Genomic DNA, 24,333 nt, shown 5'->3' with positions numbered 1-24,333 from the left:
TTTATTTTAGTCAGAGGATGTTGGCGCATTCTCTGATTTTTTTTACTTCAATACATATTTTTTATCATTTATTATTTCGAATTTAAATTCTGTTGTAATCGTTAAATTTTCAAGTGTTTGCTCAATTTTATCGTTTAGGTCTAACTTCCCGCTTACATTTATATTTTTTGCATCTGGTAAGTTTTCAAAAACTATTTTTACATTATAAAAACGTTCAATTTTTCTAACAATATTTATTATAGATTCGCTTTCAAAATATAAAAGCCCTGAGGTCCATAATGTATAGTTATCTGTATTAACATCTTCTACATCAATACTTTCATTATTTTTATTCCACGTAGCTAATTGACCTGGTTTTAAAATTGTTTTTTGCGTTCTAAATATATTTTTCTCTGAAACAACGACCTTACCTTCTGTTAAAACCGTTAAAATATCTGAGTCTATTGGATAAGCAGATACATTAAATTTTGTACCAAGTACTTCTACTGATACTTTATCTTCAATAGTTTTTACAATAAAAGGTTTCTCTTTATTTGATGCAACTTCAAAAAATGCTTCTCCCGAAAGAAAAACCGTCCTATCATTAGATTTAAATTTTTTAGGGAATATGAATTTTGTACCAGCATTAAGATGAACTATAGAACCGTCTGACAATATTACTTTACTTCGTTTCCCAAAAGGTACAATTAATTTATTAAAAAGTAGTATTTTACCTTCATTTTCTGTATCAACACTTATTGTGTCTTTCTCATTTATGATAATATTGCCTTGTCTAGTATATTCAATTAGAGATTTTTTTTCATCTAGTAATAACGGTTCCGCAGATCCAAAAATTAATTGTGTATTTGCATTCACTACAGAGTCTAAAGATATTTCACTTATGGGATCAAAATTGAAATCATTGGAGTTTTTAAAACCTTTATTTATAAAAACATTGACTCCTATTATTGCTAATATTAATATTGCTACATATTTATATGCTCTTTTATATAGGTTAAACACCTTGCTTGGTTTCTTTTTGCTATCAATTTTAGTTAGAAGTTTAATAAATATTTCTTCCTTTTCTTTTTCTGAAAGTTTAACGTCTTCAGGTTTTATGTTTCCTAAAATTTCTTTTAAGGCATAAATTATTTCTTTTTCTTTTGGGTTTTTAAGGATATAATCTTGCCAAAAACCAGTTGTTTCTGGTGTTGGATTATATACCCAGCTTAAAAAAGAATCATCTTCTATATATTTAGAATAAAGCTCCATAATTTTACTTTTATTTTTTATAGGGGAAGAAGTCACGTTTTTGTGGACACTTTTCTACATGTTTTTTTAAAAAAACTTCAACGATTATAAAAAAACACAGTGATTATGGGAGTTTTTTATTTAAATTATTAAATAAAAACTTATAAAACACACTAAACCTTGCTTGAAATACAATGTTAGATATTGAACTCATTTAGACTTTTTCAATTTGCTAAAAAATTGCTGTTTTCAGCTCTGTTTTTGCCTTTTTTTCCTTTCGTATCTCTGCTATGCAACTCAAAAAAGTCTTCAACATAGGCTAAAATTTCTAATTTTCGCTTAAATCCAAAAAGTCTAAATGAGTTCATTAGTAATTTACAAGGGATCAAGATTAATTGTTGTGTTTATAATTAATTCAAAATTTCGCATTTTAAATTAATTATACTGTTTAATGATTTACTTTTCTTTGCTCGTCCAAAGAAAAGTAACAAAAGAAAGGACACCCCTTCGTAGGAATTTCTTCTTTTGCTGTCGCTCAAGAAGAACCAAGCCCAAAATTTTGCGTCGCTCCATCGCTCTACCCAATGCTATGCTCCTGGTTTTCAAAATTTTGTTCTTTATTCTTACCAAGGGTCTGGGCTAGCCTCTTTGGTCTGTTCTTAACGATTATCTTAAAGCCTTGTAGAACGCAAGAAGAAGGATAATACCAGAGTGCTTTTAATCGTAAACAGCAAGACACCGTCTTTGCGAGGACGATAGGACGAAGCAATCTGTTTAATAAAGAACCCTTGGAGGTATTTATAAATAATATAAGGCTTATTAAGAGAAAGTAAAATACAGAATACGGATCACACACAACTTTTGTGCATGATCCTTTACAAGAATGAATGTTTAGAGCAATGATTTACTAAAACCAACAATTTTTAATGCAGAATAATAAAAGTTTGTTAACTCAATACCATTAATTCAAAGGAACTCTTTTCAATTAATCGCTACTAAAAGAGAATAAACACTTATATGTGTCATGTTATTTAAGTCAAGGGTTTTTCGTAGTTTTTTTATAGCCCTATAAACCTGTTTACGTACAGAGTCATGATTAATATCTGTTATTTCAGAAATCTCAATATAATTGAATCCTTTAGTAAATCTTAAATATAGAATTTCTTGCTGCTTAGGAGTTAGTTCTTTAGTTATCTTTGCAACGAGTTCTTTTTGATGTTTTTTAACCTCCTTGTTAATAGTTTTAGTCTCTATATTATACTCTGTAAAAAAAGACAGGTTTTCAACTTCTGGCAAACTACTTTTCTTTCTTTCTTTTTTTAACTCGCGAAACATGGTACGTTTGAGCGCTTTGAATAAATAAAACTTAGCATTTCTAGGCATAGAAATTTGCTGTCTATGCTCATAAATATCTAAAAAAACATCTTGAATACAATCTTTCACAAAATTCTTATTTGAATTTAGTTTCATACCATATGAAAACAAGGCGTCTACATTTGAATTGTAGATAGATGTAAAGGCTGTTTTATCTCCATTTACAAATTCAATCCAAATTCTTTCAAATTCTTTTTGTGTCGTTTCGCTTTCTATACTCATTAGTTATAACAATATGGATATGTTTCAGATTAGTCTAATCCATATATTAGTCGATACATTTTTTTCCTTTTTCAACTAAAAAGGTTAAGATAAATTATTAAACACTTTATTTTAAACAAGTTTAAATATTTAACCAATACAACCAAGTTTAATTTATTTGAAGATTTTTAACGCTCAACTTTAAACAATTTAATAAAAAATATTTAAAATAAAGAAAGCCAGCAATAACTGCTGGCTTTCTTTTAAATATTTTAGTCATCCTAATTAAAAGATGAGCTTAGAATATTTATTTTGAGTTAGTCGGCTGCAAACATCTTAATATTATATTAAAAAAACAAAAAAACTAATAAAAAAAGCTACAAATCATCATTAGCTCATGTTTTTAACATTATAAAATATTTATTACATTAATACATTTAATGAATTATTATCAAAATAATATCAAAAAAAAGAGTATTTAATAATACTTGTTGTTAATTTCATGTAAAAACGAATAAATTTATTAGGCATGCATAATAATTATTACGTAAAATTATAAATTTGACAATATTTCCATTCAAATGTTATTAATAAATCATTCCAATTATTCTTTAGAATGTGGTACAGATGAAGCTGGACGCGGTTGTTTAGCTGGTCCGGTTACTGCTGCAGCCGTTATCTTGCCTAAGAAATTTGAAAACTCCATACTAAATGATTCTAAACAGCTTAGTGAAAGCAAAAGAGACATTTTAAAACCAATTATAGAAACGCAAGCTTTAACTTTTGGTGTTGCACATGTATTTCAAGAAGAAATTGATAGTATAAATATTTTGAATGCTTCTATTTTAGCTATGCATAAATCTATAGATCTACTAGCAAAAATACCAGAATTTATAATCGTTGATGGCAATAAATTCAAACCTTATAACGATATTCCTTTTGAAACCATTATAAAAGGAGATGGAAAATATTTAAGTATAGCTGCAGCATCCGTTTTAGCAAAAACACATCGTGATCTGTACATGAATACTATTCATGAAGAATATCCAATGTATAATTGGAGACAGAATAAAGGATATCCTACCAAGGAACACCGAGCTGCTATAAAAAAGTATGGTATTACAAAATATCACCGAAAGTCGTTTAGGCTACTGCCCGAACAATTAAAATTAGACATTCAATGAGTTACTTACCGTATTTATATGTCCTATAAAATGAAAAATATGTAGGTTTGTAAAAATTAATTCATTTTATGAGAGTTTTTTGTTTTTCCCTCCTTTTTATATTGTTTTATAACTGCTCAAATACAAAGAAAAGTCGCTCCGAACTTATCGCCTTTGTGCCAGAAAACACATCTATAGTACTAAAGGCTTCGAATTTTGAAGGCCTAAAAAGCAGCATTAACAATAGTGATTTTTTACAAAAAATTTCTAAAACAGATTCATACAAAAATTTAGAAAAAACATTAAATAACTTAACTTATTTAAAACCTAATGGTAATATATTAGTTTGTTTTTCGAAAGATTTAAAAGATAGTTTGCAATATTCAATTATAACAAAACACCATCATCAATTATTTGAAACTGATTCATTGCCAAACTATATTGAGGAAACACTTACATATAAAAACAAAACAATAACAAAATCCACTTTAAATAATAGCATATTTTATAGTACCGTTATAGACAGTGTCTTTTTCGCGTCTTCTTCAAAAAGTATTGTTGATACTTCATTTAATAATACTGTAATAGATCTAGAACTAGAGAAAATATATAACATAACCAGTAATGACAAAACGGTCTCTGCTATTCTAAAGCCTAACAATACGTTTTTAAAATCATTTTTTATTGAAGATTCGATTTCTTTAAAAACATTCACTAATTATACAGCTGTAGATGTTAGTATAAATCAGGATGACATTATTTTTAATGGCATCACAAGAGCCTTGGATTCGTCTAAAAGTTTAATCAATATTTTCAAGAATACTATACCTCAAGAAAATCAAACTCATACGATCACCCCTTCTAATAGTGATGGTTTTATGAGTTTTACTTTTAACGACTTTAAAATATTTGAGACTAATTTAGCAAAGTTTAATAATAAAGATTCAATAACCAATAAGACGACACTTTTTAATGATGTTATTGAAATTGGAATAATTTATCAAGGTAAAAATCATGCTATAGCATTAAACTCTATGGATGTTATTGCTACCAAAGACGCTCTTTTAAGCGAAGAAAACAAGATTGATTCTTATAGAGGTATTGATATTTTTAGCTTTAGCACTCCACGCTTATTCACTGAGACATTTACTCCTTTAATATCATACAAAAACGCTAATAAATACTGTATACTAGATCATTTTTTCGTGTTTGCAGATAGTACCGATATGCTACAAAACATTATTGCTAATTATCAAAATAAAACAACCCTAAATAATAGAACTTATTTTAAAGATATAAAAAACCACTTAAGTGATGCTTCATCATTAATTCATGTGGTAAATGCTGCTGTTTTAAAGACTATTTTAAACAAGAATCTTGAAGGGGGGACAAATTATAAGCTGAATAATTACAACACATCTGCATTACAATTTATTTATGAAACAAATTTCGCACATGTAAATGGTATTATAAAAAAGAGTAAATCTAGAGCATCATTAAATTCTGTGTCTGAAGAACTAAATATTAAATTAAACGCAGACATATTAACCAATCCTCATTTTGTAAAAAATCATATTACCAAACAAAAAGAAATCGTTGTACAGGATGTAAACAATAACCTTTATTTAATTTCTAACAAAGGAAAAATTCTTTGGAGAAAACAAATACAGGGTGCAATATTAGGATCTATTGAGCAAATTGACACTTATAAAAATGGAAGGTTACAACTTGCTTTTGCGACTTCAAACGCGGTTTATGTTATTGATAGAAATGGTAAGGATGTAGCCTCCTTTCCAATGAAATTTAACGGTGAAATTACCCAACCCCTATCTGTTTTCGATTATGATAAAAATAAAGATTACAGGTTACTAGTAACTCAAGGCAGCACTGTTTTGATGTATAATGCTAAAGGACAAACTGTAAATGGATTTACATTTAGATCTGCAAACAATACTATAATTTGTCAACCTAAACATTTTAGAATTGGTACAAAAGATTATATTTCATTTAAAACTAAAAGCAAACTTTATATTTTAGATAGAACTGGAAAAACTAGAGTCACTCCAAAAACATCTAGCACATATTCTAATAAGCCTATTTATCTATACAAAAACAACTTTGCAACCACCACCGCGAACGGAGATTTAGTAACTGTAGACACAAGAGGTAATGTGGCTATTAAAAATTTAAATTTATCCGATAAGCATCAATTAGCAACGACAAGTAAAACGCTAGTCGTGTTAGACGAAAATAAATTATCTATAAAAAGTAAGACTATAGAGCTTGATTATGGTGAGTATTCAATCCCTCGCCTATTTTATATTAACGACAAAATTTATGTGGCTGTTACTGATAAACAAGCACATAAAATTTACCTTTATGATAGTCAAGCTAAATTACTACCTAATTTTCCTGTATATGGAAACTCCTTAATAACATTAGATAATATTGATAAAGATAAAAATCTTGAATTTGTGAGTAAAGGAGAAAACAGTTCTATCATTTTATACCAAATCAACTAGCTTGTAGTTAAATTCTTAAAGTATTTAATTATTAGTTCATATATAAGCATAAACCTTATAAAATTTTTGTATATGAAAAACTAATTTTTATCTTTAAGGCAGCTATTAATCAATTATTTACAATAAAAATTTCAAAAATTTTTATGATACTTCTTAAATGGATATTAAGTAAAAATGAATATTTAAGAATTAACTAACAATAAAAATTCCATCAATGGGTGTATCCCTAATTTGATGAATTTAAAATATAACGGTAACCAAATCTGAAGTCCCCAGGTCTTGAACGTCAAAGCAAATGCTTTGGCGTTCTTTTTTTCGATTAATTCTAATTATTTTAATAGTATTGCATACTTAATAAACAACACATGATTTCAAGAAAAAACGCCTCAATTTCAAAATTCATTATTCATAAAGTTGGAAACAAGTTTAACGACACTAAAAATGCTTTTTCTGAGAATACGGTCGATTTTGACGAAGCTAGTTACGATTTAATGCTCCCTTTTTTACTCCGTCCTTTTGGTAACGTTGTACAAAGTTATAGGTTTAATCATCATGCCAGCATTGCTTTAAACGAGATAAATAGCTATTGTACACAACTATTTAAAGATGAAGAAGCTTTTATAGATGTTTCTAAGCATATAGTAACTCATTTATTCGAGCAATCTACTTCGTCCAATATAAAAACTGGTGATGTTTTAGTGGTCATGTTTGAAGGTATTGAATATCAAGACATGACGACCAATGCTATTGGTGTTTTTAAGATAGAGAGTAAAGTTAATTTCTTTCAAACCTATTTAGAAAATAAGACTTATGATGTCTTGGTACAAAAAGGGATCAGTTCTAAAAAGGTGGATAAAGGTTGCTTAATTTTAAACCAAAGTGATACGGAAGGTAACATTATTTTAAGTGTAGATAATAATAGTTATGATGCGCAGTATTGGATCAATCAGTTTTTAAATATAAAATATGCTGATGATTCCAATAATCACACCCAACAATATATTGAGCTTTGTAAAGAATTCTCAACAGAAGTTTTAAAAACCAGCTACGGAGCTCAAGAGCATAATACTTTTTTAGCAAAGACTATTGATTTCTTTAAGGAAAATGAAGTTGTAAATGTAGAACGTTTTAAGGAAGATATTTTTGAAGGTGAAAAACAAATAAGACAGTTTGAAGATTATAAAAAAGAGTATGAGGGTGAGCAAAATTTAGTTATCAGAAATCAATTTGATGTTGCGGAACGCGTGGTCAATAAAGAAAAGAAAAAGATTAAAACCGATATTAAATTAGACACCAACATACAAATAAAACTAGATATTGATGCCCCTGATGCGTCCACAGAATATTTAGAACGCGGTTATGATAATGAGAAAAAAATGCATTATTATAAAGTGTTTTTTAATTCAGAGGATTAACCGGATTGTTATTTAAAAATTATTGATTAGTCGGAAGGTTAAAATCTTGGATTCACTACCACAATATTTAAAAAAGCTTTACGCTTACGCAACCATTCAGATTTTTCTTCATCTATTAGACACTTAATATAATGTGACTCATTATGAAGAAATCTCTTTTATTCGTCATACTTTTATTATTCACTTTTTTTTCATGTAAAAGTGATGACGATTTTAATAATACTTGCAATGTTTCAAACCCCATCGAAGAGTTAGGGTGGTTAAAGGAAGCCATTGAAGAATTAGAACAATCTAGTTTAGCTCAAACTGGAGAAGCATATGTTTCTCAAGCACATTATAGGTTTAATACTATATTTATTTTTGGTAATTGCTGTGCACTTTGTAATAGTGTCCTTTCAGTTTATAATTGTGAGGGAAAGATATTAGGCTATATAGGCGACGATACTTTTAAACATAGTCTTTTAGATAAATCCGTTATAATATGGAAACCTGAAAACTTTATTTGTGACTAAAGAAACTCAGCCTCAAAAAGGTTTGTAAAATGATTTAGAAGTTTTTCTTTTACCTCAGCCATAGGGACTTCTTTTACACCAAGCTCCACATTTAGAGAGGTTACAGCTTTACCACGAATACCACAAGGTATAATATTATCGAAATACCCTAAATTGGCATTTACATTTAGTGCAAAACCATGCATGGTCACCCAACGACTGGCTCGAACACCCATAGCACAAATTTTGCGAGCAAATGGTGTATCCACATCTAACCAGACACCTGTTTCTCCTTTACTACGCTCCGCTTTTAAACCATATTCATCAAGAGTTAAGATAATCATTTCCTCTAAAAAACGAAGGTATTTATGTATGTCTGTAAAAAAGTTTTCTAAGTCTAGAATGGGATATCCTACAACTTGCCCCGGACCGTGATAGGTAATATCGCCACCACGGTTAATTTTATAAAAAGTCGCTCCTTTTTCGGTGAGTTGTTCTTCATTTAAAAGCAGATTAGACAAATCGCCACTTTTACCCAAGGTGTAAACATGCGGATGCTCTACAAACAAAAAGTGATTCTTTGTTTGTAAAGCTGCTTCCTCTCGCCTGTTTTTAATTTTGGTATCTACTATGGCTTTAAATAACGTCTCCTGGTAATCCCAAGTTTGTTTGTAATCTTTAAAACCTAAGTCTTGCAGCTCAATTTGTCTATTCAAAATACTAATCTTCTAATACAACATCTATATTCAAAGCTTCAGGGTTTGATAAATATTCCATAAAACCAAACTCAACTGTAAAGCTTTTTTTATCTGCACTAAACATGGCCTTTTCGTTTGATACAGATTTAATTGGCTTAGGAAAGTGATAGTTTAATTTATACATAGAAGATCCAAACATAACCGCCATCTCTCCTAAACTATCTGCTGCTTTTTTATAAGCTTCTTTGTCAATTATTTTGGCAACACGCTTAAATGTTTTTCCATCAAAATCATACTCTAACGTCGTACTTTTACCAAGTTCAGGGGACGAGAACGGATTAGCAGGACTATTAGATTGCTTACCTTTCTTTCCTTGCTCTAAATCACTAAAGCTATTCATTGCTTTAAACATATCCTGAAGTTCACTTACTTCTTTAAAATCTGTAAACATATCAAACTTCATTTCTGAAGTTTTTGGGTTCATTACCATATGCATGTTAAAAGGTTCTAAATTTTTTAATTTTAATTGCTTTTCCTCTGGTAATTTAGAAATACTATCTCGCTTTAAATCGAACAACTCTTTAAAACTAAAGGTTGAATCTATTGCTTCTTCTTGGGTTTCTCCCATTTTATCTCCTGCCATTTGCATAAGCTGAGTTCCGTCAAAAGAAAATTCCATTCTTCCTGTACCATCTTCATTTATATAAATATTTTCAGAAAATTGGCAGCTAGTAAAACCAATAGAAATGACAATTACGATAAGGGTGTACAATCTGTTCATGTTGATTAAATTTTGGGTTATAATTCAGGAAGCAAAGATACACTTTTATCTATTTGGATTATTAAGAATAACAAGCGCCGCAATAACACCAGGTACCCAGCCACAAAGCCATAATAAAAAAACAATAAAAATGGAACCACAGCCCTTATCGATAATGGCTAAAGGTGGGCAAATAATAGACAGTAAAACTCTCCAGATACTCATACTTTGATTTATTTATAATACTGAAATAGGTTCAGTACAGATTGATGATTTAATTATTTGACGTTGTCGTTTCTATTTTGTTACAATTTACGTTATTCATCTCAAAGAAAACCCTTTTATCCTCTGCTAGACAGAGACGTTTTAATAGATAACCTAACCATAGCGATGCTAAAAAAATCGTAAATCAATAATCGTAAAACGCAAATCAAATGATTATCTTTGTGCCTTTAAAATTCACTCAGTATTTAAAATATGTCGCAATTATCAGAGCAAGAGCTTGTAAGAAGAGAAAAGTTAACAAAGTTACGTGCATTAGGTATTAATCCATACCCTGCAGATTTATATCCAGTAAACCATACCTCCAAACAGGTAAAAGATCAGTTTGAAAATGGTAAACAGGTTGTTATTGCTGGTAGATTAATGATGATAAAGGTACAAGGAAAAGCAAGCTTTGCACAATTACAGGATGCCGAAGGAAAAATACAAGTGTATTTTAATCGTGATGAAATCTGTCTTGGAGAAGACAAAGAGAAATACAACGAGGTTTTTAAAAAGCTTATAGATTTTGGTGATTTTATAGGTATTGAAGGCGAATTATTTACAACTCAAGTAGGAGAAAAAACAGTTAAAGTGAAAGATTTCACTTTACTAAGCAAAGCCTTAAAACCGTTACCATTACCTAAGGAAAAAGATGGTGTAGTATATGATGCTTTCACAGATCCCGAACAGCGTTACAGACAGCGTTATGCCGATTTGGTAGTAAACTCGCATGTAAAAGATGTTTTTGTAAAGCGTACCAAATTGTTTAACGCTATGCGTCAGTTTTTTAATGACTTTGGTTATTTTGAAGTTGAAACACCTGTATTACAACCAATTCCTGGTGGTGCAGCGGCACGCCCTTTTATTACGCATCATAATGCTTTAGATATTCCGTTATATATGCGAATAGCTAATGAGTTATACCTAAAACGATTGATTGTTGGTGGTTTTGATGGTGTATACGAGTTTTCTAAAAATTTTAGAAACGAGGGCATGGACAGAACACATAATCCAGAATTTACGGCTGTGGAAATCTATGTAGCTTACAAAGACTACAACTGGATGATGGACTTTTGCGAGCGTTTATTAGAGCATTGCGCTATCGCCGTAAACGGAACAACGAAAGCCACTTTTGGAGATCATGAAATAGACTTTAAAGCACCATATGCCCGTGTGACAATGGCAGATTCTATTAAGCATTTTACAGGGTTTGATATTACTGGTAAAACTGAAGATGAGATTAAACAAGCAGCTAAAGACTTAGGCATTGAAGTGGATGATACAATGGGAAAAGGCAAATTGATTGATGAAATTTTTGGTGAAAAATGCGAAGGAAACTATATACAGCCTACCTACATAACAGACTATCCGAAAGAGATGAGTCCATTATGTAAAGAACATAGAGAAAACCCAGAACTAACGGAACGTTTTGAATTAATGGTTTGCGGTAAAGAAATTGCGAATGCTTATTCTGAACTTAATGATCCTATTGATCAGCGTGAACGCTTTGAACATCAACTTAAATTAGCTGCCAAAGGAGATGATGAAGCAACAGAGTTTATTGATCATGACTTTTTACGCGCCTTAGAGTATGGTATGCCTCCTACATCTGGTATGGGTATCGGCATGGATAGGTTGATTATGTTTTTAACCAATAACCAATCGATACAAGAGGTTTTATTCTTCCCACAAATGAGACCTGAGAAAAAGGCCATAGCAATTAGTGATGAAGCAAAAGCTGTTTTAGAGGTTTTAAAGAAAGCTGAAAAATTAGGCTTAAATGACTTAAAAGCTCAATCTGGATTATCAAACAAAAAATGGGATAAAACCATTAAGGAATTAACAAAAAATAGTTTAGCTAAAGTTGAAAAAACAGATGATGGTTTGTTTGTTGAGACAACTTAACAGATCATCGCATAAAAAAAGCCAGCAATTTTATAATTACTGGCTTTTTTACTAACTAACAACTAACAAACTAACTATGTTTAAAACTAAACTTTAGGTTTCTTTAAATTTGTAAACATTCACATTACTAACACATCAAATAATGTTGTATTTACATTGCAAAATTGCAACCTTTTCCTGAGGTCCTTATATAGATTTAGAAACATTTAACACTGTAAATTTATCTTTTATGTTTTATTTAAGAAACAGAGAAAGAGATGTTAATTTTTTAAGAAATAAGCATGGCTTCTATCCAAGCTAATAACGACCCAATCAAGCCTAATATTCACTATTTCTTAACACATTATTAGCAATTTAAACCTTATTTTGGTCATTTTAAGCAACCTTTTTTATTTTCTCCTATAAAATATGATTAAAAAAATCGCCTTATTGTTTGTAATTATCATGCTTTTATCTTTCTCGTCATTTAATAATTTCAGAAAGCTTTTAATTGAAAAACTAGAAGATTACACGAACTATTATCCCGAAAAAATATATGTACAAACAGACAAACCTTACTATGCTACAGGAGAAGATATTTGGTATACGGCTTATTTAGTTAATGGCATTGATCATAAAAGATCGGATAAAAGTCGTGTTATTTATGTAGAGTTAATTAATGAAAATGATAGTATTGTTTCTAAAAAGCAACTGTATACAAATGATATTAGTGTTCCAGGTGACTTCAAAATAAGAAAAGAATGGACTCCGGGAAATTATATGCTTAGAGCGTATACCAATTATATGCGAAATAAAGATACCGATTACTTTTTTCAGAAACAGATTCCTATTTTGAATTTAGTAGTAAACGATAGTTTAAACGACATAGTAGTCAGCTTAGATAAAAACAAAAAACCTTTATTAGAAAAAGAGTTAATTGAAAAACCTGAAATTAACTTTTATCCAGAAAGTGGTTATTTAATTAACGGATTAATTTCTAAAGTAGCACTTAAAGTTAAAGACAAACAAAATAGGCATATAATTGTTAAAGGCACTATTAAAGATTCTGATGGTACTACAATTTGCCCATTTGAAACTTTTGAGTTCGGTTTAGGCTATGTAACCATGATACCTGAAGCGAACAAAAGTTATTATGCGAGCGTAATTATTAACAATCAGGAAATAAAATACCCATTACCAAAAGCGCTTCCACAAGGATATCATTTAAGCATTGTAAATAATGGTCATCAAATTATTCTAAAAGCCACCGCCAATGTAGATTTAGGGTTAAAAAATTCCTTTTTGGTGGCACATCAAAGAGGCAAACTCTTTTTTGAAAAACTAGAAACTGAAAATAAAAACACCTATTCTATAAAATTAAACACAAACAATTTACAAAATGGTGTGGTTAATTTTACTTTATTTGATAATAACGGAAAACCTGTTTGTGAACGTTTGGTATACATAAATAACCCTGCAAATAATATAAATATTAATGTTAGTAAAAACAAGACAGTTTATAAAACCAGAGATAAAGTTAGTATCCAAATTGACTTAGTAGATAAAAATGGCAATCAGGCTCTCGGAAATTTATCAATGTCTGTAAGTGACTTAGATGCTGTTGGACAAAATTCTAAGAGTGAAAATATTAAAACATATCTTTTATTGAATTCCGATTTAAGAGGGAACATTGAAAATCCTGGTTATTTCTTTGAAAAAGAAAATGACATAAAAAGACATTATTTATTAGATTTGGTTATGCTTACGCATGGTTGGAGACGTTTTACCTGGAATACTATTTTGTATAATACCGCAGCAGAAAAAGCACACTTTAAACCAGAAACAGGAATTTATATTTCAGGACGTACAATAGCTTTAAAAGGAACCAAGCAGTCGTTTTCTGCTGCTACCAGACTTACTTTTATGGGGAGTGATCTTTATCAAGACAAAAAACAATCTAATGCTAACGGGGCATTCAAATATGGGCCTTTTGTTTTTAATGATTCCATTCCCATACTTATTGAAGCACGTGTTAAAGATTTTAAATCGGATGACAATAAAAAAAACCGCTTTGTTAATATCCTTCTAGATGACGATTTTAATAATAGCCCAAAAGTTTCACGAAATACACTTTTAAGACCAAATGTAAATGACAAGCAGAAAATAATCAATTTTATAAAGCAATCTCAATCCATTACAAAAATAGAATCTGAATTTGAAGAATCCGCCAGAGTGCTTGATGAAGTCATTATTACAGCACAACGAAAATCGGAACGAGAAAAAAGAAATACACTATTAAACGAGAGAACCAGTTATGGGTTTCCGTCAAACAGGATAGATTTAAATGATTATCCCAATAGTGAATCACTAACTATTTTTGACTTATTAGCTATGATTCCCGGAGTCTTAGCTTATAATGGTTCAATCTCCATAAGAAATGGAGGAACTCCTCGTATTTTTTTAGACGGAATACCTGTTGAAATAGGTGATATTTCCTATATGAATAGTGGTCAGATTGAGTTTATAGATGTATTAAAAGGAGCAGATGCTTTCTTTTTTAGCAATAGTGGAAATGGTGTTATCGCAATATATTCCAGAACCGGAGCTGGCATTAGAAATATAAATGTTAAACGTAAACCAGGCATTATAGATTTTAAAGCTTTAGGGTTTTATACAGCCCGGGAGTTTTATGCTCCAGATCATTTAAATGGTTTTGATGAGGCTATTAAACAAGATATTAGAACCACTTTGCATTGGGAGCCCAAAATAAAACTTACCAGAGACACTAGTAAATCTGAAGTTTCTTTCTTTACTAGCGATACTCGAAGCAATTACGCCATTAAGATTGAAGGGATAACTGATACCGGAATTCCTGTATACCATTTAACAACACTTGAAGTTGATTAAGGTAATAATTTTGCCATTTGATTGTGATAGGCTTTAAAACGATTTAAATTAGTATGTCTTCCTCCTTCAATTCCTATAAATGTTGCTAACGCTTTAGGAGCGGCATTAAAAAGTCTTTTACCCGATTTAAAAGAGATAACAAAATCGTCGGTTCCATGAAATATTGAAATCGGACATTTCACATTGGAGATATACTTAAAACTAGGAAACTTGTATTTTAACATCCCTTTTGTCGGATATATAGGAAACCTACGGTTCGCAACATCTTCAACACTATGGTAAGGAGCTTCTAAGATAAGTTGTTGCGGGCTATTTTCTGAGGCCAAAAAAGTAGCTATACCTGTTCCAATAGAACGCCCATAGAGTATAATATCCGATTCATCATAATGCTTTTTTAAATAATTATAACAATATTGAGCATCATTGTAAAACGCTTCTTCGTTTAATACACCAGTACTTTTCCCATACCCCCTGTAATCCATAATTAAAACCTCATACCCCTTTTCTATAAAATATCCTGAAATTTTCTCCAAACGAGGTAAATTGCTACCATTTCCATGGAAGTATAAAACGACTCCTTTAGGGGTTTTTACTTTAAAATGAACCGCATTAATGATCGCATCTTTTTCAGTTTTAAAAAATAATTCTTCAAAAGGATATGAAAACGTATACGTGTAATCTTGAGGCAACTCCATTTTATAAAACAGCATTTTTTCCTGTGTAAAATATATTAAGGCTCCAACCAGAATATATAAGCCTATTAAAAAAACACCTACCCTTTTAAACCTCCGTATTACTTTTCTTTGACGTATGTTTGACATGTATACTTGTAGTTGATAAATCTATTTCTTCGGGAACTCTATTTAAAATTTCATGAATCATTTTATGATACGATTCAAAGTTATTTAAATTTTTATGTCCACCGCCAATTACCGAATGTAATTTAGTAAGTTTTGGATTCACTTTAGATAATTTCACACTCGTTTTATATGGAATAAGTTTATCGTTAGTACCATGGATAATATGTATCGGACATTGCACATATTTTAACCATTTATAAGTTGGTAATGGGTATTTTATTAAAATAGACAAAGGCATAAAAGGTGCGTAACGAGCTGTTACTTTTGTTAGGCTATAATAAGGCGCATCCATAATAAGCATTTTGGGCTGATTCATCGAAGCTAGTTTAGCAGCAAATCCAGAACCTAAAGATCTCCCGTAAAGTATAATTCTATCCTCGGTCGTAAGCTCTTTTATCTTATCATAAACCTTTTGCAAATCTCGTTTGATAGCTTTCTGTGAGCGTCTCCCTGTGCTTTTTCCAAAACCTCGATAATCCACCATTAAAACGTTATAACCATGTCTGGTAAAATCTACAGCAAATTTCCCCCAGCCTTTAATACTTTTAGAGTTTCCTTTTAAATAGAGCACAACCCCCTTACTTTCTCCTTTCGGAAAAAACCGAACGCCGTTAATTATCGCGCCATCCCTTGTTTCTAAATTATACTCTTTAAATGCTTGATTTTCATAATTAAATTCAAAATCCTCAGGAAGTTTTTCTGGTTTAAACAACATATAATCCTGTAGGTAGTACAAAGCAATACTTATTGCAACATAAGCAATCAAAACAAGTATCGTAATGTACAACCAATAAGGCATAGCAAAAAAACGTTATTATACTAAGATACAATAAATAGAGCTAATTATTCAGAGATCCCTTTTTCTACGTAATCCTTAATAGACATGTCATCAATTATGACATCATCTAAAACAGCTTCTCCATCTTTAACATAAACTAACGCATACGTGTTATTTGGCAAAGAATCGCGTTGCCTATTTCTAACTGCTACCTCAGCATTATACGCTTTAGTTTCTTCCATATAATAGCGATTAAAAGGAAGCTCTATACTTAGTTCCTTTGAATACTTTGAATACCATCTTGCTTTAGCTTTTATATAATCGTTACCATTGTTTAACAGGACCTCCTTATTAATAGCTGCTATTTTAGCAAAGCCCAGACTATCCTTTGTTAAGTAAACATAGATGGCTTCATTTCGTTCCCATAAAGAATCATTCGTTTTATATCTGTTTATCTCATAATTAAGAGTTATATATTTACCTTTAAAAGGATCTGTTGGATCAACTGGTTGTGTTTTAAACTTATAAGCTTTTCCTTTTTCCAAAATTGTTTCCTGATTAAAAATCATTTGAAAAGGAATAAATAATTGTGCTAATACTACAATTATAAATATTATGAATATGTGTATTGTTTTTATTTTCATCTTTTTAGTCTTCATATTTATTAATTAACCCAAAATCGAACGGAGTCCAATAACAGCTTTTTAATCCGCTAGTTTTAAATGCTGAATTAACCCAGGAGTTACATGTTTTGAAACATGAATAGCTGCCTTTTGCACTATAAAAATCATCATTTGTAGAATAACCTTTGCCTTTTAAAATAACCTTTTCACCATTACTGTCTAGTTTAAAAGAGCTCAATAAATAATGATTTAAAGTCGTTAATTGGGCTCTAGTAACATTTAAAGCAACCCAATCTGAACGATTCTGAGAATACCTCGTTAAATGAATCAAAGAGTTACTTTTAAGAAACAAAGCACCAAACGCATTCTTAAAGGTTAAATCTCCCCATGTTGGGGTGTTTAGATAAAAGTTTTCATCGCCCCAACCAAAAGCCAGGTATTTAGCCTCATCTTCGACATTTAATCCTTCCATTAATTTTTTATCTATTTGATCTTTTGGAATAACCACATCTAAATGGACTCCATTAGTATTGAGATATATTGTATTTACAGCATGTACATTATCCGCTATTTTATTGACTGTAATTGAAGTTAATAGCAATGATACAATAACATAAACCCCAGGAATTATTAATAAATACAACATGTATTTAAATAGTTTCTTCAAGAACTTCATAGCTATTTTTTTAAACTTTTTTGTTTTTTCAACATAACATAATTGGTTAAAAAGAAACCAGCACCAACACCCACAAACAATACCCCTCTAATTACAAAACTCATGTTTGTGTCAAAAAAACGACATGTAACAAGCGCAGTAATTATCAATAAACCATAATTTAAGACGCCAAAATGAAATGTATCTGCTCCAATTTTCACAGCCATAATTCCTAATATTAAAACCAGCAAGTTTATTAGTATTACAGTCGTTGTGATAGTAACTAAGCTAATCATAAAAAAAAGCGTAAAAAATATAAAAGCATATTGAAACAGGTTAAAATCGCGAATCCATTTTTTTGAATATGAATACATCACCAACACAAGCACCGAACACAAAAGTATTAACGCTATATAAAACGCTTGTGAATTAAAATTTAATTTATCTATAAAAACATCTTCCCATAGCCATTTAAAACTGGTCAAAAGCAACATATAAACAGTTCCTAAAGAACCCAAAACCAAATAACCATTTCGCCTTATTTTTTGCTCATTAAAGCATGGTGTTTTCCCTATGTTATAGAATAATCCAAATAAAATCACATAAATTAAAAAACCAAAATGGCCATCGCCTCTAACAAAAGCACCTATCACAATTATTACGCTTAAAGGGAAAAGCCAATTTAAAACTGAGGTTATATTATGTAACTTTTTATGTTTTAATAGCTTATAGTAATGTGGCAATAATGATGCTAATAGTATTAAATACAACCAAGGTGTTTTATTTCCTGAGAAATACCCGAGACTACATGCATAGCTCGTTATAAAAATAATTTGTAAAAGGACTAATGCATTCGATCTTAAAAGATAAATCAATGGTAAGCATAGCAAAATCCATGTTAGCAAATAATCACTCAAATCTCCAGAAATATTGTAAATCTGACTGACTAAAGCAATACTTGCTCCTACTGCGAAAAATAGAAATACTCCAGAAGCTTCTTTCCAAGTAGCACTTTTATTTTTTAAAATTGAATATCCAACTATTATCTGTCCAATAACTAATGGTATAAAGGCAAAAATAGTTTTTATACTTCGTGAAAAATCATCCCAATTATGAGCCAATATTAATATAATACCAAGCCCCACCAACGTAGATCCTAATACCGCAAAAACGGTAAACAATCTATTTGGTGAATCACTCTGCTTTGATTGATAATAGGACGCTATTTTTGAACCAACGTCTTCGGAAATTACTTGTTCTGCAACTAGCTCTTTTATATCTTTTTGAATTTTTGAATTCATTTTTTTTAATTTAAAAATATTAAAAATACGTCTTGAAAAGGGTCTTGGTTAACTACCGTATAATAAAATAATGCACCTAACCACCCATGAAATATTCCCATCGCATATATGTTTTTCACTTTTAAATATACATATCCATAAAACAATGCCAGAATAAATGTTCCTATCATAAGCCACATGGATGGAAAATGTACTATAGAAAACAAAAAAGCAGTTATAACTATTATTAAACTTTTATTTAGCTTTTTACTATTTAGATCGTTTAAATTCCCAGCAACTAAACCAATAATTAAAAACTGCTGTACACTCCCCCAAATAGGGTATGTAATTAAAAGCGGTAATATGTGCCATGTTAGGTTAATAGTATTTTGAAAATATCCTATACCTATAATTAATATAAGGGAAACGATGCTAAAAGGTACCATTAATTTTAAAGCCTTCTTAAAATTATCGGTTCTAAATCCCCAATACTTAATAACCCCCTTTTCCTTTTTATATCTAAAAGAAATATAGAAGAACCATAATATTATTGCAATAACAACAAAAGGTAGCCTCCAATTGAGATAATCCATAAAAATAAATTTCCCTATCGCTGTTAAAACAACTCCTAATATTTCCAACAACCTCGTCTTATTAGAAACAGGTCTTTTCAATTTAGTTTCTGAAAACTCTATTAAATCTTTAGTGAGATTATGTTTCATTTTTTAGTTTTCTTCTAATTAAAATTCAAAAACCAAAGAGCTACAATTAAAGACAATATAACTATTGCAAAACCTAATAATAGATACGATTTACAATAGTCTATAATCATTTTGCTTCTTACTCTATTATAAAAAACATATAATAGTAGAATCAAGTCGATTGTAAGTATGCTAAATAAAGTAACATTGGAAGCTATAAAAGATCCAATAGAAGGTACTATACGACTCTGCCATCCTAATGCTAAGCTTAGTATAAATATTCCAAAAATCAACTCTAGCATTAATGCTAAAGAAAATAAAAAACGACCTGAATTAAGCTTTACTTTTAATATGTTTTGAAATTCTTTTTTTAAAGTATTAATCATTTTAAAAAAGTTTTTAAAACCTCGCAGCATCTAACTGCGAGGCCTTGGGTTATCTAAAACTAACCAACCATCAAAACAACCCTTTAAAATTTCTGTTTTGACTAACTAACATATTTATCTATTTTTCTTGTTCAGGACTTCTATTAATAAACTGCACATCTCTGGTGTTCTTTTGTACAGCAATGGCAGAAAATAGACTTAAAAGAAACGACATGCCATAAAATCCTTTTTCACTTAAAAGCAAATCAGCATTCCAAAGCCCTATAACTAATAGCACAATAGAAGTAATGGTTGTGAACCAACTAATACCATAATAAATTTCTGTAACTGGAATGTCTTCTAGTTTATCTCTCACAGCTTTTTGTACAGATATAACTGAAAACAATCCAAAAAGAAGAATTGTAAAATAATACCCTTTTTCATTTAATAACATCTCTGCATTCCATAAACCAATACAATATGACGTCATGCCTATTAATAAAGCAAACCAAGATGCTCCTATAAAAGCTGGTGTTGGCTTTTGATCGTAAACCTTCTTCTCTTTTTTAGTTTTTGTTTCTTTTGATTTTTCTTCAACTGAAACTGATGTTTGATAATTCATAATTATTGTTTTAATGATTTGATTACAAGGCAAAATTGCAACACTTGTCTGGAAATCGAAATACAATATTTCCATAAAACTGACGATATAATTTAAAACAATGCATTATATTTAACCATATTTATTAATATACAACTAATATAAACTGACGATTTAATGACTAATTTAAATGATATAATTTCTACTTTTTCTTCTGAAGATCAACAGAGATTCATAGCATATCTAGACAAAAAAAATAAACGTAGTGACGCTAAAAACATTCAACTTTTTAATTATTTATTAAATAATGAGTTGAGTTCCAACGAAATCTGCCTGAAGCTCTACGGAAATCTAAAAAAAGATGCTTATCATGCTTTAAGGAAACGCCTATATCAATCCATCATTGATTTTATCGCAAATAATAGTCTACAGGAAGAAAACTCAATAGACATGCAAATCATTAAATACATCTTAGCCTCCAAGTCATTCCTACAGCATAAGCAATATCGAGTAGCATATAAGGTTTTAGACAAAGCAGAAGTACTCGCTATAGAACATTATTTATTCCCTCTACTCAATGAAATTTATCATACCAAAATTCAATATGCATATACAAATCCTTCCATTTCAATTACCGAACTTATTACAAAATTTGAAGCAAATCAAAAGAACCATCAATTAGAAGATCAACTTAACATTGTTTATGCAAAAATTAAACAAACCTTAAATAATATTAGCTATAAAGGAGGCATTGTTGATTTTCAAACGGTTTTAAATCAAACTTTGCAAGAGCATAATATTAGTATCAACGAATCCATGTCCTTTAAATCCTTATATCAATTAGCAACAATTGCAAGTATTTCGGCTTTCGTTACCAAAGACTATTTACAAATAGAACCTTTTTTAATAAATACCTACAATATTATAATCACCCATAAAAACAAAGAGAAGCAGCTCTTTTATCATATTGAAATTATATACCTGATAGCTAATACACTATTTAGAAACAAAAAATTTGACACGTCTTTTCACTATTTGAAACTCATGCACAAGCACATGCTTTTAAAGCAGAAAAAATATTATAATACTTATAGATTAAAATATAATTTACTAACAGCCCTAAATTATAATTACTCTAACAAACAAAAAGATGCTATTGCCGTTTTAGAGCCCCTTACATCCAGTAAACATCCAGATACAGAATCATTATTAGATATTTATTTGAGCCTTATTATGTTTTATTTTCAGAAAAATGATTTAAAAAAAGCATTTACGCTATTTTCTAAATTTTATCACACAGACCAGTGGTATACTGAAAAAGCTGGAAAAGAATGGGTTATAAAGAAGAATCTTATAGAGATTTTACTTCATATAGACCTTAAGAATATTGATTTGGTAGAATCTCGACTTCTTAGCTTCAAAAGACACTATTACAGCTATTTAAAAGGTATTAATCAACAAAGAGTTATCACATATTTAGGTTTTGTTGAATCGTATTATAAAACCCCAGAAATGGTCACCTCAGCTAAATTTAGGAATACTGTACAACAATCTTTCGACTGGATAGACATACATAAAGAAGATATTTTTGTAATAAGTTTTTATAGTTGGTTGAAAGGTAAGATGAATAATCAAGACTTATACACAACCACTTTAGATTTAATAAACAAATCCCAACAAGAATTAACAAACTCATAACAATTCATTACTTATACTTTAATTATTTTTACCCGATGCTAAAAAAGGGGTTTTTTATTGTTTTTTGTATTTACAACCATTTTATTGTTGCCCAACAAAAAGATAGCTTATCAATAAAAAACGGCATTGATAACCCAAGCCTTTTAACCACACATCATTTTGGTATTTTTAGCTCGAGGATTAACTCAAATTTTAAGCTCGCTCCTCCCAAAAAACCAAGACTCACTATAAACTCTATAAGTGGAAACAATTTCCATCCCTTTGTTGAAGCATTCATCCCAAAAGACCCAGCAGTTAGAGAACAACAAAGTAAACTCCTTTGGTATGACAGGAATTTTACTTTTATAGATCAGGAAATTACTCCCGCAGAATACTTAAACATTGTTATAGATGCTGTTATTAAGGAATTTCGATTAAGTATAAATATCCCGCTAGCCAAAAAGCATGAATTAGGCGTTACGCTACGCTCATATTTAATAACAAAAGGAAAGCACCCCTTTTCATTATTTACCGGAGATGAAACTATTGAATGGTTTCATAGCAATATACATGGAGGAGAAGATCCTTTTGGCAGACGTTTTTATGGTTTAAATCAAGTTAATTTTAGATATGTTGACAGAAACGGAAATATTCTTCAACTTAATAATAATGATTTTTTTATTGGAGGTATTGAATTAGATCATTATTATTACCCAACGTTTTCAATAAATAAAGCCCAAAATATATTTATCAATTTTGGAAGTCACTTAGGTATTAATACTACTAAATTTAATTCATCTTTAGACTTTGGCATTTCATTAAATGCTATTAAGAAAATAACGTTTAAAAATAGTTACGAACTTAATATAGGGTTTGGAGGGAATGTTTTACACAAAAACCTCATCGACTTTAAAGAAGTTATCGATTTAGGAAACAACCCTTTTTTGGCTACTGCTGAAGGAAATATCGAAATAGCCAAATACACAAAAAAAGGTCATTTTAATGCTTTTGGAATAAACTATCAAATTCAGTCTCGTTACAACAAAGTTGAAGAAAGCGACTACTACAGACTTGTAGGTAACTGGCAAGAAGTAAATGGCGGCTGGCATCATGGCATAGCAACTTTATACAAGGCACATTCTAACTGGTCTTTTATCTACACACATGGCCGTCCCAATTATAAACTATCCATATACTTCAAGGAAGATTTTTTGGTTAACAATGCCCCAGACTTTCAAACTGGTCTTTCTCTAAAAATTCCTGTTTTTAAATAATTAAAATGTATCCTTCTCATTCTTTTCTGTCTTTACTGCCTTCGCAGGAATGACATTGTTAATATTTGGTTAAAATCAAAAAACAATTTAAACCTTTTAAAAAAACAAAAGTCCAACTTACAAATAACATAAAAGACTTAAAATGAGAAAATTAATAGTAATTGCTATAGCTTTGATATCTATTCAAGCCATAGCACAGACAGACAAAAGAGACCGACCAGAAAGATCACAAAAAATGAACAATCTTTCTGCTGAAGAAATGGCTACTTTGAAAACAAAAAAAATGACTTTGTTTTTAGATTTAAATGAATCACAACAAACTAAGGTTCAAAAAATAAATCTGGAAAACACTACTTTACGTAAAACAATGATGGAGGAGCACAAGGCTAGAAGAGCAAACGGAACTGCTCAAAGACCTACTAAAGAAGAGCGTTTAAAAATGGAAAATGCCAAATTAGACCACCAAATAGCTATGAAAGCTAAAATGAAAAAGATACTAAATAAAGAACAGTATGCTAAATGGGAAAAAGCGCAACTAAAAACGGCTAGCAAAAGAAACCATAAAAAAAAGAGCATGAATAAGAAAAAATAAATTTAGTTTGTTGATTTT

At 30.1% G+C, this 24,333-nt stretch carries 23 protein-coding genes; 9 read left to right on the top strand and 14 right to left on the bottom strand.

Going from position 1 to position 24,333, the window contains the following annotated elements; translation table 11 throughout:
• Positions 1 to 42: 42 nt before the first annotated feature.
• The 3 genes from Q4Q39_RS19525 to Q4Q39_RS19515 form a co-directional block, all read right to left on the bottom strand.
• Positions 43 to 1,251 carry a FecR family protein gene (locus Q4Q39_RS19525; RefSeq protein ID WP_303284267.1) on the bottom strand — a complete coding sequence of 403 codons (1,209 nt, stop codon included), beginning with the start codon at positions 1,249 to 1,251 and terminating at the stop codon, positions 43 to 45.
• A gap of 203 nt (positions 1,252 to 1,454) precedes the next feature.
• A complete protein-coding gene (locus Q4Q39_RS19520) occupies positions 1,455 to 1,598 on the bottom strand; it encodes a hypothetical protein (protein WP_303284266.1) in 144 nt (47 codons plus the stop codon).
• Positions 1,599 to 2,211: 613 nt separating this feature from the next.
• Positions 2,212 to 2,826: an RNA polymerase sigma factor gene (locus tag Q4Q39_RS19515; RefSeq protein WP_303284265.1), complete on the bottom strand. Its 615-nt coding sequence runs from the start codon at positions 2,824 to 2,826 to the stop codon at positions 2,212 to 2,214.
• Between the two features lie 560 nt (positions 2,827 to 3,386).
• On the opposite strand from Q4Q39_RS19515, the gene rnhB reads away from it, so the two are divergent.
• The 4 genes from rnhB (at position 3,387) to Q4Q39_RS19495 (ending at position 8,417) form a co-directional block, all read left to right on the top strand.
• Entirely contained in the window at positions 3,387 to 3,989 is a 603-nt protein-coding gene (gene rnhB / locus Q4Q39_RS19510; RefSeq protein ID WP_303284264.1) for a ribonuclease HII, read from the top strand.
• 155 nt (positions 3,990 to 4,144) lie between these two features.
• A complete protein-coding gene (locus Q4Q39_RS19505) occupies positions 4,145 to 6,490 on the top strand; it encodes a ribonuclease HII (protein WP_303284263.1) in 2,346 nt (781 codons plus the stop codon).
• 365 nt (positions 6,491 to 6,855) lie between these two features.
• On the top strand, positions 6,856 to 7,905 hold the full coding sequence (locus Q4Q39_RS19500) for a nucleoid-associated protein (RefSeq protein ID WP_303284261.1): 1,050 nt from the start codon (positions 6,856 to 6,858) through the stop codon (positions 7,903 to 7,905).
• A gap of 143 nt (positions 7,906 to 8,048) precedes the next feature.
• A complete protein-coding gene (locus Q4Q39_RS19495) occupies positions 8,049 to 8,417 on the top strand; it encodes a hypothetical protein (protein ID WP_303284260.1) in 369 nt (122 codons plus the stop codon).
• Here Q4Q39_RS19495 and lipB read toward each other — a convergent pair.
• Genes lipB through Q4Q39_RS19480 form a run of 3 tightly spaced genes read right to left on the bottom strand, consistent with a single transcriptional unit; the run spans position 8,414 to position 10,079 of the window.
• On the bottom strand, positions 8,414 to 9,112 hold the full coding sequence (lipB, locus tag Q4Q39_RS19490; RefSeq protein ID WP_303284259.1) for a lipoyl(octanoyl) transferase LipB: 699 nt from the start codon (positions 9,110 to 9,112) through the stop codon (positions 8,414 to 8,416). The two genes, Q4Q39_RS19495 and lipB, sit on opposite strands and share 4 nt — an antisense overlap.
• 4 nt (positions 9,113 to 9,116) lie before the next feature.
• Positions 9,117 to 9,875 (bottom strand): hypothetical protein, encoded by a 759-nt coding sequence (locus Q4Q39_RS19485; protein WP_303284258.1) that lies wholly within the window; start codon positions 9,873 to 9,875, stop codon positions 9,117 to 9,119.
• A gap of 45 nt (positions 9,876 to 9,920) precedes the next feature.
• Positions 9,921 to 10,079, bottom strand: a complete 159-nt coding sequence (locus Q4Q39_RS19480; protein WP_303284257.1) for a YqaE/Pmp3 family membrane protein — start codon at positions 10,077 to 10,079, stop codon at positions 9,921 to 9,923.
• 252 nt (positions 10,080 to 10,331) lie between these two features.
• Here Q4Q39_RS19480 and lysS point away from each other — a divergent pair, with 252 nt between their 5' ends.
• Together lysS and Q4Q39_RS19470 are read left to right on the top strand one after the other, a co-directional pair.
• A complete protein-coding gene (gene lysS / locus Q4Q39_RS19475; protein WP_303284255.1) occupies positions 10,332 to 12,023 on the top strand; it encodes a lysine--tRNA ligase in 1,692 nt (563 codons plus the stop codon).
• Positions 12,024 to 12,431: 408 nt separating this feature from the next.
• Positions 12,432 to 14,909, top strand: a complete 2,478-nt coding sequence (locus Q4Q39_RS19470; protein ID WP_303284254.1) for a TonB-dependent receptor — start codon at positions 12,432 to 12,434, stop codon at positions 14,907 to 14,909.
• Here Q4Q39_RS19470 and Q4Q39_RS19465 read toward each other — a convergent pair.
• From Q4Q39_RS19465 to yiaA, 8 genes are all read right to left on the bottom strand, one after another.
• The gene (locus Q4Q39_RS19465) at positions 14,906 to 15,619 is read right to left on the bottom strand and encodes an alpha/beta hydrolase (protein ID WP_303284253.1); all 714 of its coding nucleotides are present in this window, start codon (positions 15,617 to 15,619) and stop codon (positions 14,906 to 14,908) included. The genes Q4Q39_RS19470 and Q4Q39_RS19465 overlap by 4 nt on opposite strands.
• Positions 15,620 to 15,689: 70 nt before the next feature.
• Positions 15,690 to 16,568, bottom strand: a complete 879-nt coding sequence (locus Q4Q39_RS19460; RefSeq protein WP_303284252.1) for an alpha/beta hydrolase — start codon at positions 16,566 to 16,568, stop codon at positions 15,690 to 15,692.
• Positions 16,569 to 16,612: 44 nt separating this feature from the next.
• Entirely contained in the window at positions 16,613 to 17,191 is a 579-nt protein-coding gene (locus Q4Q39_RS19455) for a GDYXXLXY domain-containing protein (RefSeq protein ID WP_303284251.1), read from the bottom strand.
• A gap of 4 nt (positions 17,192 to 17,195) precedes the next feature.
• The gene (locus Q4Q39_RS19450) at positions 17,196 to 17,846 is read right to left on the bottom strand and encodes a DUF2459 domain-containing protein (RefSeq protein WP_303284250.1); all 651 of its coding nucleotides are present in this window, start codon (positions 17,844 to 17,846) and stop codon (positions 17,196 to 17,198) included.
• A 2-nt stretch (positions 17,847 to 17,848) separates the two neighbouring features.
• Positions 17,849 to 19,126, bottom strand: a complete 1,278-nt coding sequence (locus Q4Q39_RS19445; protein ID WP_303284249.1) for a DUF2157 domain-containing protein — start codon at positions 19,124 to 19,126, stop codon at positions 17,849 to 17,851.
• 5 nt (positions 19,127 to 19,131) lie between these two features.
• On the bottom strand, positions 19,132 to 19,827 hold the full coding sequence (locus Q4Q39_RS19440; protein WP_303284248.1) for a CPBP family intramembrane glutamic endopeptidase: 696 nt from the start codon (positions 19,825 to 19,827) through the stop codon (positions 19,132 to 19,134).
• A gap of 14 nt (positions 19,828 to 19,841) precedes the next feature.
• Complete coding sequence (locus Q4Q39_RS19435) at positions 19,842 to 20,192, bottom strand: hypothetical protein (protein WP_303284247.1); 351 nt, start codon at positions 20,190 to 20,192, stop codon at positions 19,842 to 19,844.
• A 118-nt stretch (positions 20,193 to 20,310) separates the two neighbouring features.
• A complete protein-coding gene (gene yiaA, locus Q4Q39_RS19430) occupies positions 20,311 to 20,793 on the bottom strand; it encodes an inner membrane protein YiaA (RefSeq protein WP_303284246.1) in 483 nt (160 codons plus the stop codon).
• 156 nt (positions 20,794 to 20,949) lie between these two features.
• Between yiaA and Q4Q39_RS19425 the strand changes: the two genes are divergently transcribed.
• From Q4Q39_RS19425 to Q4Q39_RS19415, 3 genes are all read left to right on the top strand, one after another.
• Positions 20,950 to 22,470 (top strand): hypothetical protein, encoded by a 1,521-nt coding sequence (locus Q4Q39_RS19425; RefSeq protein ID WP_303284245.1) that lies wholly within the window; start codon positions 20,950 to 20,952, stop codon positions 22,468 to 22,470.
• A 35-nt stretch (positions 22,471 to 22,505) separates the two neighbouring features.
• Positions 22,506 to 23,723 carry a hypothetical protein gene (locus Q4Q39_RS19420; protein WP_303284244.1) on the top strand — a complete coding sequence of 406 codons (1,218 nt, stop codon included), beginning with the start codon at positions 22,506 to 22,508 and terminating at the stop codon, positions 23,721 to 23,723.
• Between the two features lie 142 nt (positions 23,724 to 23,865).
• Positions 23,866 to 24,315, top strand: a complete 450-nt coding sequence (locus tag Q4Q39_RS19415) for a DUF4890 domain-containing protein (RefSeq protein ID WP_303284243.1) — start codon at positions 23,866 to 23,868, stop codon at positions 24,313 to 24,315.
• The last annotated feature ends 18 nt before the right edge of the window (positions 24,316 to 24,333 follow it).

The organism is Flavivirga amylovorans (assembly GCF_030540875.1).
Lineage (GTDB): Bacteria > Bacteroidota > Bacteroidia > Flavobacteriales > Flavobacteriaceae > Flavivirga > Flavivirga amylovorans.
Note: the sequence above shows the minus strand (reverse complement) of the source record. Positions and strands in the feature narration are given on the sequence as shown.

Coding starts and splice junctions, on each gene's coding strand:
- Q4Q39_RS19525 (WP_303284267.1), bottom strand. CDS start 1,251: ATGGAGCTTTATTCTAAATATATAGAAGATGATTCTTTTTTAAGCTGG.
- Q4Q39_RS19520 (WP_303284266.1), bottom strand. CDS start 1,598: ATGAACTCATTTAGACTTTTTGGATTTAAGCGAAAATTAGAAATTTTA.
- Q4Q39_RS19515 (WP_303284265.1), bottom strand. CDS start 2,826: ATGAGTATAGAAAGCGAAACGACACAAAAAGAATTTGAAAGAATTTGG.
- rnhB (WP_303284264.1), top strand. CDS start 3,387: ATGTTATTAATAAATCATTCCAATTATTCTTTAGAATGTGGTACAGAT.
- Q4Q39_RS19500 (WP_303284261.1), top strand. CDS start 6,856: ATGATTTCAAGAAAAAACGCCTCAATTTCAAAATTCATTATTCATAAA.
- Q4Q39_RS19495 (WP_303284260.1), top strand. CDS start 8,049: ATGAAGAAATCTCTTTTATTCGTCATACTTTTATTATTCACTTTTTTT.
- Q4Q39_RS19485 (WP_303284258.1), bottom strand. CDS start 9,875: ATGAACAGATTGTACACCCTTATCGTAATTGTCATTTCTATTGGTTTT.
- Q4Q39_RS19480 (WP_303284257.1), bottom strand. CDS start 10,079: ATGAGTATCTGGAGAGTTTTACTGTCTATTATTTGCCCACCTTTAGCC.
- lysS (WP_303284255.1), top strand. CDS start 10,332: ATGTCGCAATTATCAGAGCAAGAGCTTGTAAGAAGAGAAAAGTTAACA.
- Q4Q39_RS19470 (WP_303284254.1), top strand. CDS start 12,432: ATGATTAAAAAAATCGCCTTATTGTTTGTAATTATCATGCTTTTATCT.
- Q4Q39_RS19465 (WP_303284253.1), bottom strand. CDS start 15,619: ATGCTGTTTTATAAAATGGAGTTGCCTCAAGATTACACGTATACGTTT.
- Q4Q39_RS19460 (WP_303284252.1), bottom strand. CDS start 16,568: ATGCCTTATTGGTTGTACATTACGATACTTGTTTTGATTGCTTATGTT.
- Q4Q39_RS19455 (WP_303284251.1), bottom strand. CDS start 17,191: ATGAAAATAAAAACAATACACATATTCATAATATTTATAATTGTAGTA.
- Q4Q39_RS19450 (WP_303284250.1), bottom strand. CDS start 17,846: ATGAAGTTCTTGAAGAAACTATTTAAATACATGTTGTATTTATTAATA.
- Q4Q39_RS19445 (WP_303284249.1), bottom strand. CDS start 19,126: ATGAATTCAAAAATTCAAAAAGATATAAAAGAGCTAGTTGCAGAACAA.
- Q4Q39_RS19440 (WP_303284248.1), bottom strand. CDS start 19,827: ATGAAACATAATCTCACTAAAGATTTAATAGAGTTTTCAGAAACTAAA.
- Q4Q39_RS19435 (WP_303284247.1), bottom strand. CDS start 20,192: ATGATTAATACTTTAAAAAAAGAATTTCAAAACATATTAAAAGTAAAG.
- yiaA (WP_303284246.1), bottom strand. CDS start 20,793: ATGAATTATCAAACATCAGTTTCAGTTGAAGAAAAATCAAAAGAAACA.
- Q4Q39_RS19425 (WP_303284245.1), top strand. CDS start 20,950: ATGACTAATTTAAATGATATAATTTCTACTTTTTCTTCTGAAGATCAA.
- Q4Q39_RS19420 (WP_303284244.1), top strand. CDS start 22,506: ATGCTAAAAAAGGGGTTTTTTATTGTTTTTTGTATTTACAACCATTTT.
- Q4Q39_RS19415 (WP_303284243.1), top strand. CDS start 23,866: ATGAGAAAATTAATAGTAATTGCTATAGCTTTGATATCTATTCAAGCC.